We start from the raw sequence: 15,644 nt of genomic DNA, 5'->3' as shown, positions 1-15,644 counted from the left end.
AATTAGTGTAAAAAATGTCTAACACCAGTAAACATCATTGGAATACCGTGCTCATTGGCAGCTTCAATACTGTCCTGATCTTTTACACTTCCACCCGGCTGGATGATTGCTTTAATACCTTCCGCAGCACAGAAATCTACGACATCACGGAAAGGGAAAAATGCGTCTGAAGCCAGTACAAGATCTCCTGAGAATTTTTCTTTTGCTCTTTCAATAGCCTGCTGAGTAGCCCAGATTCTGTTGACCTGTCCGCCACCTATTCCGAAAGCCTGAATACCATTGGAAACAACGATAGCATTTGATTTTACATACTTCACGACTCTCTGAGAGAAAAGAAGTGCTTTTTTCTGTTCGTCTGAAGGCTGCACATCAGTTACTACTTTGATATCGTCCGAGAAGTGAGTATCATTGTCCTGAACCAGGATGCCTCCATCGATCTTCACCCAAGTCTGTTTGTCAGAAACCGGGTTAACGATTTTTATAATTCTCAGGTTTTTCTTTTTTCTTAAAACTTCAAGAGCTGCATCATCAAAGTCCGGAGCCATTACGATCTCAAGGAACGTTTTGTTTAATTCTTCAGCTGTTGCCGCATCAATCTTGTAGTTCATTGCAACAATTCCGCCAAAAATAGAAACCGGATCACATTCGAAAGTTTTTTGATACGTTTCCAGTGCTGAAGTTCCGATTGCTACCCCACAAGGCGTAGAGTGTTTCACTGCGCAGCATGCCATTTCTTCTTTAAATTCCGTTACTACTTTCCAGCAAAGGTCCATATCACGAAGGTTGTTGAAAGAAAGTTCTTTACCACCAAGCTGTTCGAAATCTTTCATCGCGCCGTTCTCAAAAGTAGAAACGTAGTAAGCGGCAGTCTGGTGAGGGTTTTCTCCATATCTTAAGTCAGATGCTTTTTTGTATGAAGCATTAAGATATGTAGGATATTCTTCATCTAAAAGCATTCTTGAAATAGCACCGTCATAAGCTGAAGTAAGGTTGAATACTTTACCGGCAAGCTTTTTACGTGTTTCGATATATGTATCGCCGTTCTGTTCCATTTCAAGTCTTACCGTTGCGTAATCTTCCACATCGGTAATTACAGTAACAGAATCGAAGTTCTTGGCTGCAGAACGCAGCATTGAAGGACCTCCGATATCGATAAATTCTACTTTCTCATGTAAAGAAATGTCTTTGTTTACATTTTCAAAGAAAGGATAAAGGTTTACGATAACCATGTCTATCAGATCAATTCCATGTTCCTGAACGGTTTTCATGTGTTCTTCATTGGAACGAACTGCTAAAAGACCTCCATGTACTTTCGGGTGAAGGGTTTTCACTCTTCCGTCCAGCATTTCAGGGAAATTGGTCACCTCATCGATTTGAATCGGATTTAAGCCAGCGTCTTTCAAGTGTTTGAACGTTCCTCCCGTAGAAATCAACTCATAATTCTGGGCTTCCAAGAACTGGGCGAATTCGATCAATCCGCTTTTGTCAGAAACACTGATTAAAACTCTCTTTTTACTCATTTTACTTTCAATTTTTTACTTTTCACAGCTATTTCAAACTGTAGCCCGGTCTTTCACCCCCGGTCTTACTTTTTATTTACTTAGATTTTTTTTAATGTAACCATGAATCAATGTAACAGTCCAGCAATATAATAATGGTTATAATTGGTACATTGTTAAATTGGTTCTATTGATTTTCCAAAACTTTACTGATCGCTTTTGGAAATATTTCATATTCAATATGATGTACTTTACCTGCTATCGTTTCGGGGGTATCGTCTGCTGTCACTTCAAATGATTTCTGCAGGATTGCTTCTCCTTCATCAATTCCGGAAGTCACAAAATGTACGGTAGCTCCGCTTTCTTTTTCTTTGGCTTCAATAACCGCATTATGGACGTTCATTCCCCACATTCCTTTTCCTCCGAATTTTGGAAGCAATGCGGGATGGATATTGATAATCTTCCCGTTCCAGGTTTCACAGAACTCAGGTTTCAGGATGGATAAGAACCCTGCCAATACGATCAAATCGGTATCTTTCGGAATCACATTGGCCAATTCACTGCTGAAATTCTTTCCTCTCGGAATCAGAATGCTTTCTATATGATGATTTTTTGCTCTTTCAAGTCCGTAGCATTCTCTGTCTGCCACTACCAAAGATACTTGTGCATTCTGGATCTCTCCATTGGCAATGGTATCTATGATTCTCTGCAGATTGGTGCCGGAACCTGAAACGAGTATAACGATGTTTTTCATTAATTCAGATGTTAGATTTCAGATGTCTGATGTCTGAGATCTGATGTCATTTAAAATTTCAAATCAATTTTCTCGCTTCCCTCCGTGATCTCACCGATTTCGTAAGCATCATCTAAAAGGTGCAATACTTTCTCTGCGTGGTCAGCGTCTGCAACGATGATCATTCCAACTCCCATATTGAAGGTTCCGTACATTTCTTCACGAGATACTCCTCCTCTTTTCTCCAATTCAAGCATAATGCTAGGAATTTTTACTTTCGCAGCATCAATAGAAGCACATAGTCCTTCAGGAATGATTCTTGGAACATTTTCATAAAGACCACCTCCTGTAATATGAGCAATACCGGAAACTTTTACTTCTTCCAATACTTTGTGGATGTCTTTATAATATAGTCTTGTAGGTACTAAAAGGGTCTCAAATAAAGGTTTTCCTTCGAATTCTTCTTCGAAGTTTGGAAATACTTTTCTTACCAGTGAAAATCCGTTGGAGTGGAATCCAGAGCTTGGAAGAGCGATGATTTTATTTCCTGCTTTGATGGTAGAACCGTCAATGATTTGATCTTTTTCAACGATTCCAACACAGAATCCTGCAACATCATAATCTCCGGGCTTATACATTCCAGGCATTTCAGCAGTTTCTCCACCGATCAATGCACAGTTGTTGTCCTTACATGCTTTCACCATTCCAAGAACGATCTCAGCAGCTACCTCTGAATCAAGCTTTCCGCAAGCCAGATAATCTAAGAAGAATAATGGTTTTGCACCGTGGCAAAGGATGTCATTGGCACACATTGCGAAACAGTCGATACCGATGGAATCGTATTGTTTGGTATCCAAAGCTACTTTAAGCTTTGTTCCTACACCGTCTGTCCCTGAAACCAGCACAGGATTTTTATATCCTCCGATCTCATAGAAAGCTCCAAAACTTCCCAAATGATTCAATACATTTGAGTTGTGGGTTTCTCCAACTGCTTTTTTGATCTTGTCAACTGTTTTGTACCCTTCTTCTTTGTCTACGCCTGCTGATTTGTAAGTGTTGCTCATGTTTAATAATTTATTAATGTAGCCATGTATCAGTTTAACGATGTTACAATCATCTTGTTTGGGGAAACAAAAAATTGAGATATTGATACATCGGTATATTGGTACATTTTTATTTTTATAATTACTTTTTATTCAGATTTGGAAAATAAAAAAGCCGACAATCTTGGTAGATTATCGGCCGTTATTTTATCTCAGAATTTCAGAGCCCACAGTTTTCCCTTTCTCTGAGAAACATTCTTTAAAAGTGGTCTGAATTTTCATCTTATTTCTTTTTGCAAAAATAGTAATTTTAAATTAATATTCAAATTCTATTTTTCAAGTATAATTTCAATGGCTGCAATCTTCTTGATTTTCTCTTTTAATTCGCTGTCTTTCTCTTCATTGGAAATTTTCTGTGCAGCTTTATCAAAGTTGTCATTAAAGAAAGGAAGTGAGAAAGTTTCTACAATATTTCCACCATGGAAAGGGAAACGGTTGGATGCAGCTTCTAAAACACCAGCCCCGCCTCTTCCTCCAGGAGATGCAGACATCAACAACATAGGCACTTCATTCCATACCGTTCTGTCTTTGATTCTCGATACCCAGTCGAATACATTTTTGAATGCTGTAGAGTATGTTCCGTTGTGCTCGCCCAATGATACCAAAAGAAGATTTGCCCCGTCAATTTTTGAAGCAAAATCGCGCGCTTCCTGAGGAACTCCACCTGCTAATTCTCTTTCATGTTTATAGATGGGCATTTCAAAAGGATTAAGATCTATTACTTCTACTTCCGCATTGTCAAACAGCGATGACGCATACGCTACTAACTGTCTGTTCATTGAAACCTCTGAATTGCTTCCTGCTATTGCTAAAACTTTCATTATTGTCTTTTTTTAATGTTTTGTATTATTCTTATCGCAAATATCGCGAAGTTTTTTTTAATGATTCCCGCATTTCTTCATTCTCATCAAAAGATCATTGATGCGGCACTTTATTTATTATTTTAAATAAGAAGGCAGTTCCATTGGTACTTCCATTAAAAGGATCTCTGCGTCTTCTACTGCTTCAATATTAAAGCTCTGGGTATCCCAGATTCCCAAACCATCTCTCTCATTCAAAACTCTGTCTCCTACTTTAGCACTTCCTTTTAATACAAAGGCATAAACTCCGTTTCCTTTTTTATTAAGCATATAGTTTTTGCCGTTTCCCGCTTTGAAATTAGCTATATTAAACCATGCATCCTGATGGATCCAAACTCCGTCATCATTTTTATTGGGAGATAAAATCTGCTGAAATCCATTGATTTTTTCACCTTCTTTGATGCTTTTCTGGTCATATCTAGGTTCCACGTTGACTTCTTTGGGGAAAACCCAGATCTGAAGAAATTTCACCGCTTCATCTTTATTTTTATTGTATTCGCTGTGCATTATTCCGGTTCCTGCGCTCAATACCTGGATTTCTCCTTTTTTGATAACAGCGGTAGTCCCCATTGAATCCTTATGTTCCAGGTCACCTTCCAGAGGAATTGAAATAATTTCCATGTCTCTGTGCGGATGCGTCCCGAATCCCATACCCTGTGAAACGGTATCGTCGTTCAATACTCTCAGTGCTCCAAAATTCATTCTGTCTTTGTTTTGATAGTTGGCAAAACTGAATGTGTGGTAGCTGTTTAGCCAGCCGTGATCTGCGTGGCCTCTTGAATCTGCTTTATGATATACTGTTTTCATTATGTGATTATTTTATGGTACAAATGTAGGGGATATGGGTGTTTGAAAATGTTGATGTAGGTTAAGAAAGGAATTTGAGCTTTGATAAGGGCGAAAATGTAAGACGGCGAAAGGTTTTTTGTTTCCTAGAATGTTAGAGCGCTGTACTTGATGTTTTTAAACCACCCCGTCAAAAATTCTTTGAATTTTTGACACCCCTCCGCAGGAGGGGAATGTAATCCTACGAATTAAGGTTGGATTAACCGTTTTTTTTAATCGCCCTGCAACAGGTTTATATTGCGGGAAATCCCTAGCCCCGATTGCAGTGGAAATCCTTTTTTGAAAAAAAAGATTGCAACGAAAAGCGGGAAACAGCTTCAAAAACACGATCATTACCCGATGGTGAATACTATTTTACTCCTTACCAGTTTCTACGGCAGTACCAAAAATATGTTTTCGATGATTTTCTCCCCAGTCTTTTAAAGATTCTACAACGGGGTGTAATGTGTTTGTGTATTCGGTCGGACAGTATTCTATACTTACAGGGTAGGTATCTTTAACGATTCTTTCGACCAAACCATTTTGTTCGAGCTCTTTCAGTTCTTTAGCCAACACTTTTGATGTCAGTTTCGGAATACTTCTTTCGATTTCTGTAAAACGTTTATTTCCAGCGTTTAAAGAAATAATAATCTGCAACTTCCATTTACCGTTAATGACATCTAAGGTATCTCTTACAGGTTTTAATGCCTGCATACAATCTTTGTGATTATGTTGTTTTTCCATTTTTTTCACTTTCCTTTAGGTAACTGCTATACTTTGGAAAGTAAATTTACAATAATTTTGTCATTAATAAAAACAAAAAAATTCATAACAAAATGGCAAATATTTTAAATATCCAAACCAGCATCAGTGGTGAGGATTCTGTAAGCAACAAACTTTCTGAGATTGTGATTGCTCGGTTAACAGACAAAAATCCTGACAGCAGGGTTATTGTGCGTAACCTGGCTTTGCATCCGATTCCTCATTTGGAAATTCAGCATTTCAGTGCGTCAAGAATTCCTGATGAAGAGAAGAATGATGAGCAGAGGGAAGCCTCAAAACATTCTGAAGAAGCACTTAAAGAAATTCAGGAAGCAGATGTTATTGTTATTGGTGTTCCGTTCTATAACTTCACTTTTCCTTCGACTTTAAAATCATGGATAGACAGTATTGCGGTCGCAGGAAAGACATTCTCTTATGCTGACGGAACTCCAAAAGGGCTTTTAAACAACAAAAAGCTATATTTAAATTTTGCAATTGGCGGTGTCTATGAAAACGGACTTATTGAGAATATGGAACATTATCTTCGCACTTTATTTGGTTTCATAGGAATTACTGATATAGAAGTTTTTAAATCTCAGGGCCTGATGGTTCCCCAATTAAAAGATGAGAATCTCTCCAGGACCGTTGCAGAAATTGAGACTGCTCTGGCATAAATGAATTGTCAATAGTGAATTTTTAGAATTTATCATTGGCCGCTTATTTTAAAATCACCGGGATCACTAAGTTTTGTCTAAAGCCTTTGTTGATGCCGTTAAATTTAAAAGCGGGCTAACGCCCGCTTCTATTGAATATCCATTGTGAACTATTAGTTGTTACTAGTAATTATCACGTCTTTATTATTTTTTTAATTGTTGTATCAGTACATCTTCAATGGCTGTTTTTTCTGCAACCACTTTGTCTACAACGTCATTAGGAACGGTTACAGAAAGTACATACTGTTTTACTTTCCAGCTTCCGTTTATTTTTTCGACAACACCTGAACCTCTACAAATTTTCATTTGTGTATCGAGCAATTCATCAAACCATGCTAATTTTCCATCTTTACTGAAATAGATGTTTCTTTTAAGGGATGTAAAATTCCAGGTTTTCTTTTTATCGAAATGAGGTTTTGCCCAAACCATAAATGCTTTTTTGTCCCAAACTTCGGTAGCATCTGTTCCGATAAATGTAGATTCATCTGCGAAATAGTTGAAATAAGCATTGAAATCTGCCTTTGCCGCTGCGGCATTGAAACCATCAAGCATGTTTCCTATTTCTGTTTTGTCTTTTTCAAATTTTGCACTTTTTGACTGTGCATTGATTCCTGTGAAACCCAACATAAAAAGCACCATGGTGCAGATCATTGCTATTTTTTTCATTGTATAATTAATTTAATTTTCGATCCGGACAATTATTGGAGGTACTGCGGGAATTATCATACTTATTGATACATATCCCATATTGCCGGATCTAAAATACGCAAAAACTCCATTCTGAAGAACGTGATTTTTAGTTTTTTCGTTATGAATACTTCTTTCCAAGAGGATCAACTCTGTTCTATATATTTTTCATTGATCAGTTTATTGGGCTTTAAGTAGATCAGATTGTTTTGAAAATCAAAAAAAACGTTGAATCTTTTTAAAATTTCATTTCCCAGAATATGCATTCTTGATCTGCTTACCAACCTGCTTTGAGACATTACCTGAACAGGAATGTTTTTAAGGGTGTATTTTCCTAAAGTGAATGCTTCGAGTCCTGATGTGATTACAGGCACTTCATTTCCCTGGGCACCTTTCATTATTACCCTTTTTATCTCTTTCAGGTCATCAACAGGGAATTCCTTTTCTTTCAGCATGGGTCCATCCAGCATTACTGTTCTCTGGTATCCTGTATCAAAAAGGTACCAGTCCGTATTGGTATTATTTCCTTGTTTTATCTGGCTTTCCACGAAGAAAACGTTATTGAAATATTTTATTGCCAGTTTTGAATAGCTTTTATCTTTTTTTACTTTTTTTGGAAGCTGTGAATGGACAACCATGACTCCTTTATCATAATCAAGTTCTACGACCATCCCGTCAAAAAGATCCCATCCGAAACGACCTTCCGTACCGTGTCCTGAAAGATCAGCCGGATAAATCCTAAAATCCTGATAGGTTTTGTTTCCAATCTGCAGATTATTGGGACCCGGCTTCAGGGAACTTTTAATTTTATTTTTTAACGTTTCTCTTGTCAGCGTCAGGTCGCTTGAACCGGTATCAAAATTAAGGATTAAAGTATCTGTTTTATTTAATATTGCTTTTACAGACATGGTATTCTGTTCATTGATAGAAAGCTTTATTGTATCATGAAAAACAGGTCTGATATTGCTGAAATTTTTCGGAGGAAGACTTTCAATTCTGGTCATGCAGGAATCTTTTCCTTTCAACAGAACTATAAAGTCTTTATTTTCTCCTTTTTTAATGGTGAAACTTGCAGAATCTATATCGGTTTTTATTGTAATGGTCTTTTTTCGGGTATCAAGTTTGGATGTGGTGTAGACATCAAGTTTAATTTTTGGATCGGCATTCCAATCTGTTGTAAATCCATTATCTTCTTCGCGAATGGTCATTTGACCGGAATTTGCCTTTATAACCGGAAGTTTTTTCTGTGCGTTGATGATACAAACCGAAAACAGACAGATCAGTATACTAAAGTTTTTCATGGTGGTTATGAGATAAAAAATTGATGTCCCGGTCCATTTACTACTATATAACGAGCCAGAACATAACAAACATATGAATTTTAATTCACAGGTTTAACAGAAACTGCGAAACCACCGCTTCTTGCCATTTTGAAATTTAATTTAGATTTGCTGGTAATCTGTTTTTTGTAGATGTTATAGCTTTGAGGATTATCTATATAATCGGCATCTTTTCCATCTTCATAAACGGTTACCTCATATTTTTTTCCTTTATCCAGAAAAGAAAAATCGACGGTATACTCCCGTTTATTTTCATCGGTAATTCCACCTATAAACCAATTTTCTGTTCCTTTTGCTTTTCTGGCAGTGATTACGTAATCTCCTGGTTCCGCAGAAAGGATTTTGGTATCATCCCAGTCTGCTGCAACGTCTTTGATAAACTGGAAGGCATCCATATGTTTTTTATAGTTCTCCGGGAGATCAGCCGCCATTTGGAGAGGCATATACATGGTTACGTATAAGGCCAGCTGCTTAGCCAGTGTGGTTTTAACGAAACGTTTATCACCTGGGAAATAATAATCCAGTTTGGTCTGGAAAATCCCGGGCGTATAATCCATAGATCCTCCCATCCATCTTGTGAAAGGAAGCACAGTCTGGTGATCTGGTTTGTTTCCTCCGAATGCTTCATATTCAGTTCCTCTGGCTGCTTCCGCGGAAATATAATTCGGGTAGGTACGGCTTTCTCCTGTAGGACGTACAGATTCATGGGAATTGATCATGATTTTATATTGGTTTGCTTTTTCGGCAATCCTATAAAAGTGATTGATGGTCCACTGGGAATAATGATGTTCTCCTCTGGGAATAATATCTCCTACATATCCTGTTTTAACTGCATCATAGCCATATTTGTTCATCAATTGGAAGGCTTTGTCTGACCATCTTTCATAGTTGGTGGCAGAACCTGAAGTTTCGTGATGCATAATTAGCTTAATGCCCTTTGAATGAGCATAATCGTTCAGCATTTTGATGTCAAAATCCGGATATGGGGTAATGAAATCGAAAACAAATTCTTTGGAATGGCCGAACCAGTCTTCCCAACCAATATTCCAGCCTTCAATTAAAAGACCCTGGAATCCGTTTTCAGCAGCAAAATCAATATATTCTTTAACTTTAGTATTGTTTGCAGCATGTTTTCCATTCGGTGTAAGTTTTGAAAAATCGGTCTTATCCAGATGTACATTCTCTTCGGTAGAATAAGCCCACTGTGATTTTCCGATGATCATTTCCCACCAAACGCCCATATATTTTGTAGGGTGAATATAGGATGTATCGGTATATTTTGTAGGTTCATTGAGATTGAAGATCAATTTGGAATCCATTACTTCTTCTGCTTTCGGGGAAACAATAATCGTTCTCCATGGGGTTACAGAAGGGGTCTGGATATAGCCTTTTGCACCTTGTCTGTCCGCGGTAAGATGAGTTTTGAATTTAAAATTTTGAGCATCCACTTCCAGATGGGAAGCTGGATAATCTAAAACGGCTGCTTCTGCAACATTCACGTACAAAGGGTCTTTACCTTCTTTTTTAAGCATTAATGGGGACTGAACTGCATTTTTCACCAACATTTGTGAAGCGTTGGCATCGAATGCCTTATCCCACTGTCCTGGAATTTCGGAAATCTTTGTTTCCTGATACTGATATTCCTGTGAATCGTAATCAGCCACCATCCACCATGCTTTCATATCGGTTGGAAAATCGATTTCGGAATCTTCTTCTCTGATCACGAAATAGTTCAGGTTTTTCTGCTGTGGAAATTCATATCTGAATCCCAGACCGTCATTAAACAATCTGAATTTCACGACCATACTCCTGCTTGTAGAGGTCTGATCCAAAGTAACTGCAAGTTCGTTGTAATGGTTGATGTAGTCTTTCTTTTCTCCCAGAACCGGCTGCCAGGTTTCATTTTTAGAATCCCGTTTTTCATCTGTTTTTGTAAACCCATTATTAAGGTCAAATTTTGCATCGTCAGCTTTGGCAATTTCAGATGCAAATTTAATGGCTGAATCTTTAAATAATCTTAATCCCAATCTAGAATCTTCCACGACCACTGCCCCATTATACTTCAGGTTGTAATAAGGCACCCCCTGTTTCAGCTGGAAGTTCATTTCAAACTTACCATCCGGTGATTTCAAAGACTGCGCCTTCACTTCCATGAACATCATTGAGAGCAACATGGCTCCAACTGTAATTTTCTTCATAATGACTATTTATAACCCTAAAAATAGATAAAGTACTGCGGTAAAACAACATTTTACAGGATAATTCATTGAATTATTATAATGTCCGAATTTTGCATTCATCAATTATGATCAACAGAAATTTTATAATTACCAATTATATATTCAAATTTACCATCCAGTAAACTGATTAGAACAACCGCATGAAATCTGTTTATTTATCTTTGGAATATTAATCTATGGACATCAATTTTTAGCTATTCTTTTTTAATTAAAACAGACATTACGCTTTTCCGGATGAGCAAAAACTTATTATGAGGGAAGATTACATGATTTTAGGGAGATAATCCTTATCTTTGCAGATAAAATTTTACTATAAAATGTCAAACAGAAAGATGATTACGGCAGCTTTGCCTTATGCAAACGGACCGGTTCATATAGGACATTTGGCAGGTGTATATATTCCTGCGGATGTCTACGCAAGATTCCAAAGAAGACTAGGAAAAGATGTAGCGTTTATCTGCGGATCGGATGAGCATGGAATTCCTATTACCATAAGAGCAAAAAAAGAAGGGGTAACCCCTCAGGATATCGTGGATAAGTACCACGAGATCATCAAAAAATCTTTTTCGGATCTGGGAATTTCATTTGATGAATATTCCAGAACAACATCTAAAAAGCATCACGAAACCAGTCAGGATTTCTTTAAAGTTCTTTATGAAAAAGGGAAATTCACAGAAGAGGTTTCTGAGCAGTATTTTGATGAACAGGCCGGAGAATTTCTGGCCGACCGTTATATTGTAGGGACCTGTCCAAACTGTGGCAACGAAAATGCTTACGGAGATCAGTGTGAAAAGTGTGGCTCTACGCTATCCCCTTCAGAGCTGATCAATCCGAAGTCGATGCTGAGCGGAAATGTTCCGATTCTTAAGGAAACCAAAAACTGGTACCTCCCATTAAATGAATATGAAAATTTCTTAAATGAGTGGATCATTGAAGGTCATAAAGACGACTGGAAACCGAATGTTTACGGTCAGGTAAAATCATGGTTAAACGACGGTCTTAAACCTCGTGCCATGACCAGAGACCTGAACTGGGGAGTTCCTGTTCCTCTTCCGAATGCGGAGGGGAAAGTACTTTACGTTTGGTTTGATGCACCTATCGGATATATTTCTTTCACTCAGGAATGGGCGGAGAAAAACGGGAAAGACTGGAAAGACTACTGGCAGAGTGAAAACAGCGACCTTGTTCATTTCATCGGAAAGGATAATATTGTATTCCACTGTATTATTTTCCCTGCTATGATGAAGGCTCACGGTGATTATATCATGCCGACAAATGTTCCTGCTTTCGAATTCCTGAACCTTGAGAACGACAAAATTTCCACATCCAGAAACTGGGCGGTATGGGCTCATGAATATGTAGAAGAATTCCCCGGACAGCAGGATGTTTTAAGATACGCTCTTCTTTCATCTGCTCCGGAAACCAAGGATAATAATTTTACCTGGAAAGATTTTCAGACTAAAAATAATTCTGAATTGGTTGGGATTTTCGGGAACTTTATCAATAGAGTTGCTGTTCTGATCCATAAATATTATGACGGTATTGTTCCTCAGGGAGATGTAAACAGTCCTGAATTAGAAGAAATCAACAAAGCAGCTAAAGAAATTTCAGGATTTCTGGAAAACTATGAATTCAGAAATGCATTGACTGCATTAATGAATCTTGCCCGTTTTGGAAATCAGTATCTTCAGGCTGAAGAACCATGGAAGACCATCAAAGACAGTCCTGAAAAAGCAGCTCAATCTCTATTTGTGGGAGCTCAACTGGCTGTTGCATTAGCTCAGTTATGTGAACCATTCATGCCTTTCAGTTCTGAAAAATTACTGAATATGTTTAATGCCGAACAAGTGAAATGGAACGATGTTGAAAACAAATCTGTTTTAATAGAAACTGGCCACAAGATCAATGAAGCCTCTCTTCTTTTCTCAAAAATTGAAGACAGTGTCATCGAAGCTCAGATTGAAAAACTGGAACAGACCAAACAAAACAATAAAAAAACAAACCCTAACGCCAACCCTATGAAAGAAGAGATCACCTTTGATGATTTTACTAAAATAGACCTTAGAACAGCAACCATTTTAGAAGCTGAAAAGGTTGAAAAAGCTGATAAATTACTGAAGTTTAAAGTGGATACAGGTGTTGATATCAGAACTGTAGTTTCAGGTGTTGCAGAAAGCTTCACACCGGAAGAACTGATCGGCAAACAAGTGATGATTTTATTAAATCTTGCTCCAAGAAAGATCAGAGGAATTGAGTCTCAGGGAATGTTCTTATTAACGACAAAACCAGACGGAAAACTGTCTTTCGTAACACCGGATGACAGCAATGTAGAAAATGGTATTGAGATAGGATAATTTCTAACTAACAATTATACAAAATGGGCATTTTTTATGCCCATTTTATTTTATCGCTATGGTTAAAAAGAGTGTTCTGGGAAAATTATCCTCTACGGAACTGGAAAGCTATCTAAAGGCAGGAAACCGCTTTACTCCGGAAGCTGTTCTAATGGCTTTTGAAATACTTAAAGAAAGAGGACGAACTTTCAGTGAAGAGGAAAAAACACAGATTTGTCAGCTCATTCAGTATAAAAAAAATCAGGAAGAATTAAAGCTTCAGGAAGAACAGGAAATGTGGGAAGATAATATCACTGAAGATCCACAGGCTATAAAACTATTTCCAAGGAATATCATTTTACTGATCAGTTTTATTGTGGGAACCGTTCCGGGGTCCATATTATTGGGAATAAATTTTATTAAATTAAAAAAATACACTCCTGCTGTTTTCACTTTTATTTTTGGATTTATTTATCTGCCTGTTCAGTATTTTCTGGTCGCTTTCATGCACAAAATAAATTCTCAAAACGTTTCTTCTTTTAGAAAGAGCCCCGAAGTTTTTGCAGCCGCATTAGGAATGCTCTTTCTGCTTTTGCTATGGGCATCCTATATACCCAAAAAGCTGCCCTACAGAGCAGCTTCCTATATTTTTCCAATTCTTATTTCACTTGTAATGATCATGATAATCTATACAAATCAAAATTTATTTTCAAGTCATTTCTTAGTCAGTCTTGCCAGGTAGGAATCTTCATCCTTCATTATTTTTTCTATAGTAAATCCATTATTTTCTGCTGCGTTTTTCAACGTTTCAAAATCAAGATAAAGCCATTTGATCGGATTTTCAGATTCTCCTTTGTAATGAACGATATAATCCAGTTCGCCATAATATCCACCAGCCGGAATATAAACACCGCCATCTTCATCGCGGTCAAACATATATAATATATCTGTACTGTCAATCAAAATTTGACCGTTATCACTTACCAAAGTATGCAGTTTCTGGAGGTAAGTATCAATTTTCTTCAGGCTTTCAAAAATTCCGGTTCCATTCATCAGAAGCAGAACAGTATCAAAAGTTTCTCCTGAAAAATCCAGCATATTTTCAACTATTGCTTTCCTTATTCCTCTCAGCTTGCAGACTTCAATAGATTTTGGTGAAATATCCAGAGCTGAAACATCAAGGTTCCTTTCATTCTGAAGATATAAAGCATGAGAACCTGCAGCAGAACCGATATCCAATACTTTTCCCTGAGCAAGCTCCAAAGCTTTCTGCTCAATATCATTCATCTCCTCAAATTCCCTGAAAAGGTAGTCTACCGGAAGTTCATCCAATTCCGAAATTGAAGTTTCTGTCTGCAAATCTTCAGGGTTTTCGTTGTGAAAATAATCCCAGATTGCCTTACCCATTAAATCTTTCATTGCTGTCTTTAAAGTGCAAAGATAGGGGTTTCGGTTTCTGATTGCAAGTTTCGGGATGTGGGTTTGAGGTCAGAGAGTTTTTAGCTGCGGTTGCTGGCTTTCCTGTTGCTACAGGCAGCGTGGTTAGTAATCCATCATTCACTTGCGAAGCAAAATGCACTATTAACCTTACTACTCCGACTTGAAGCCAAAATAACGAACAACCATTACAACTGCGATCAAACTCAGAAAATCATATCCCGAAACCCCAGAACACCTACCCCATTGAATCCTTTTCCTTATGTCTGTCTTTCTCCGATTCGTTTTCTGCTACACCTGCTTTCCAATACGAATAGGCATTAAGCTCTTGTGAAGTCCAGTTTTTTTCCTTTCTGAGATAGGTACGGATTTCTTTAACGCTTGAAAATTCTGCAGCAACATATCCGAATCTGGAGGTTTCAGGAATAGTGATGCTTTTTACGGTATCAGCCATTTCACTGCTGATATGCGGGGTTGCATTATGAAGCCATTTAAATTCAATATCAGCTTTTGTTTCAAGGTTCTGTTCATCTTCTTTTCCGTGAACTTCAATGATACAGACTCCTTTTGCTTTTTCCGGCAGGGTTTCCAGCATAGCACTCAAAACAGGAATTGCTGTGGCATCTCCCACGAACAGATAAAATTCAACTTCCGGATACATCTCTTTTGCTTCAGTTCGCATCATGATTCCCAATTTCGCTCCGGGTCCAGATTCTCTCGCCCATTGTGATGCAGGTCCTCCGTCTCCATGGTCTACAAAATCGATGATCAGCTCATTGTTTTCCAGATCAATCCCTCTGTGGGTATATGTTCTCACAGCTGGAGCCACTTCTTTTGGCGGATACACCCATTGGCGGTTTTCATCCAGCGTTGGAAAATGGATTTCATCCAAACCTGCCGGAGGTACGGCAATTTTATTGTTATCACCGATGGTGGTATTTTTAAAAAAATGTGCTTCCGGAGAATACAGATATACTCTGATATAATGATCAGTGATATACTCTTTTCTCGTCATTTCCGCAACAATGCGGCCTGTTTGAATTTTAGCCATAACTGAATTTTTTTAATTAAAATCCGGCCTCAATGGATTGACAGAAGCCGGATATGTTATT

The 15,644-nt window shown here is 37.8% G+C and carries 14 protein-coding genes; 3 read left to right on the top strand and 11 right to left on the bottom strand.

The window, feature by feature from the left end:
- Nucleotides 1-2 precede the first annotated feature (2 nt).
- The 6 genes from purH to IW16_RS10545 all read right to left on the bottom strand — a co-directional run bounded on the left by purH (nucleotide 3) and on the right by IW16_RS10545 (nucleotide 5,764).
- Nucleotides 3-1,520, bottom strand: a complete 1,518-nt coding sequence (purH, locus tag IW16_RS10570) for a bifunctional phosphoribosylaminoimidazolecarboxamide formyltransferase/IMP cyclohydrolase (protein ID WP_034743517.1) — start codon at nucleotides 1,518-1,520, stop codon at nucleotides 3-5.
- A gap of 166 nt (nucleotides 1,521-1,686) precedes the next feature.
- The gene (gene purN / locus IW16_RS10565; protein WP_034743514.1) at nucleotides 1,687-2,253 is read right to left on the bottom strand and encodes a phosphoribosylglycinamide formyltransferase; all 567 of its coding nucleotides are present in this window, start codon (nucleotides 2,251-2,253) and stop codon (nucleotides 1,687-1,689) included.
- A gap of 50 nt (nucleotides 2,254-2,303) precedes the next feature.
- Nucleotides 2,304-3,296: a phosphoribosylformylglycinamidine cyclo-ligase gene (gene purM / locus IW16_RS10560; protein ID WP_034743511.1), complete on the bottom strand. Its 993-nt coding sequence runs from the start codon at nucleotides 3,294-3,296 to the stop codon at nucleotides 2,304-2,306.
- Nucleotides 3,297-3,604: 308 nt separating this feature from the next.
- Nucleotides 3,605-4,156 carry an NADPH-dependent FMN reductase gene (locus tag IW16_RS10555; protein WP_034743508.1) on the bottom strand — a complete coding sequence of 184 codons (552 nt, stop codon included), beginning with the start codon at nucleotides 4,154-4,156 and terminating at the stop codon, nucleotides 3,605-3,607.
- A 117-nt stretch (nucleotides 4,157-4,273) separates the two neighbouring features.
- A complete protein-coding gene (locus IW16_RS10550; protein ID WP_034743505.1) occupies nucleotides 4,274-5,002 on the bottom strand; it encodes a pirin family protein in 729 nt (242 codons plus the stop codon).
- Nucleotides 5,003-5,395: 393 nt separating this feature from the next.
- Nucleotides 5,396-5,764: a winged helix-turn-helix transcriptional regulator gene (locus IW16_RS10545; protein WP_034744228.1), complete on the bottom strand. Its 369-nt coding sequence runs from the start codon at nucleotides 5,762-5,764 to the stop codon at nucleotides 5,396-5,398.
- 92 nt (nucleotides 5,765-5,856) lie between these two features.
- Between IW16_RS10545 and IW16_RS10540 the strand changes: the two genes are divergently transcribed.
- The gene (locus IW16_RS10540; protein WP_034743502.1) at nucleotides 5,857-6,456 is read left to right on the top strand and encodes an FMN-dependent NADH-azoreductase; all 600 of its coding nucleotides are present in this window, start codon (nucleotides 5,857-5,859) and stop codon (nucleotides 6,454-6,456) included.
- Nucleotides 6,457-6,639: 183 nt separating this feature from the next.
- Here the strand turns inward: IW16_RS10540 and IW16_RS10535 are convergent, their stop codons facing one another.
- The 3 genes from IW16_RS10535 to IW16_RS10525 form a co-directional block, all read right to left on the bottom strand.
- The gene (locus tag IW16_RS10535; RefSeq protein ID WP_034743498.1) at nucleotides 6,640-7,161 is read right to left on the bottom strand and encodes a nuclear transport factor 2 family protein; all 522 of its coding nucleotides are present in this window, start codon (nucleotides 7,159-7,161) and stop codon (nucleotides 6,640-6,642) included.
- Between the two features lie 167 nt (nucleotides 7,162-7,328).
- Nucleotides 7,329-8,483 carry a hypothetical protein gene (locus IW16_RS10530; protein WP_117590636.1) on the bottom strand — a complete coding sequence of 385 codons (1,155 nt, stop codon included), beginning with the start codon at nucleotides 8,481-8,483 and terminating at the stop codon, nucleotides 7,329-7,331.
- A gap of 80 nt (nucleotides 8,484-8,563) precedes the next feature.
- Nucleotides 8,564-10,720, bottom strand: a complete 2,157-nt coding sequence (locus IW16_RS10525) for a glycoside hydrolase family 97 protein (protein ID WP_034743496.1) — start codon at nucleotides 10,718-10,720, stop codon at nucleotides 8,564-8,566.
- Nucleotides 10,721-11,079: 359 nt separating this feature from the next.
- Here IW16_RS10525 and metG point away from each other — a divergent pair, with 359 nt between their 5' ends.
- Complete coding sequence (gene metG, locus IW16_RS10520) at nucleotides 11,080-13,116, top strand: methionine--tRNA ligase (protein WP_034743493.1); 2,037 nt, start codon at nucleotides 11,080-11,082, stop codon at nucleotides 13,114-13,116.
- A 58-nt stretch (nucleotides 13,117-13,174) separates the two neighbouring features.
- A complete protein-coding gene (locus IW16_RS10515; protein WP_034743490.1) occupies nucleotides 13,175-13,837 on the top strand; it encodes a hypothetical protein in 663 nt (220 codons plus the stop codon).
- Here IW16_RS10515 and IW16_RS10510 read toward each other — a convergent pair.
- The gene (locus IW16_RS10510) at nucleotides 13,810-14,514 is read right to left on the bottom strand and encodes a class I SAM-dependent methyltransferase (protein ID WP_034743487.1); all 705 of its coding nucleotides are present in this window, start codon (nucleotides 14,512-14,514) and stop codon (nucleotides 13,810-13,812) included. The two genes, IW16_RS10515 and IW16_RS10510, sit on opposite strands and share 28 nt — an antisense overlap.
- A gap of 256 nt (nucleotides 14,515-14,770) precedes the next feature.
- A complete protein-coding gene (locus tag IW16_RS10505; protein WP_034743484.1) occupies nucleotides 14,771-15,583 on the bottom strand; it encodes a siderophore-interacting protein in 813 nt (270 codons plus the stop codon).
- Nucleotides 15,584-15,644: the final 61 nt, after the last annotated feature.

The organism is Chryseobacterium vrystaatense (assembly GCF_000737765.1).
GTDB lineage: Bacteria > Bacteroidota > Bacteroidia > Flavobacteriales > Weeksellaceae > Chryseobacterium > Chryseobacterium vrystaatense.
This window is presented reverse-complemented; position numbering and strand designations above follow the sequence as displayed.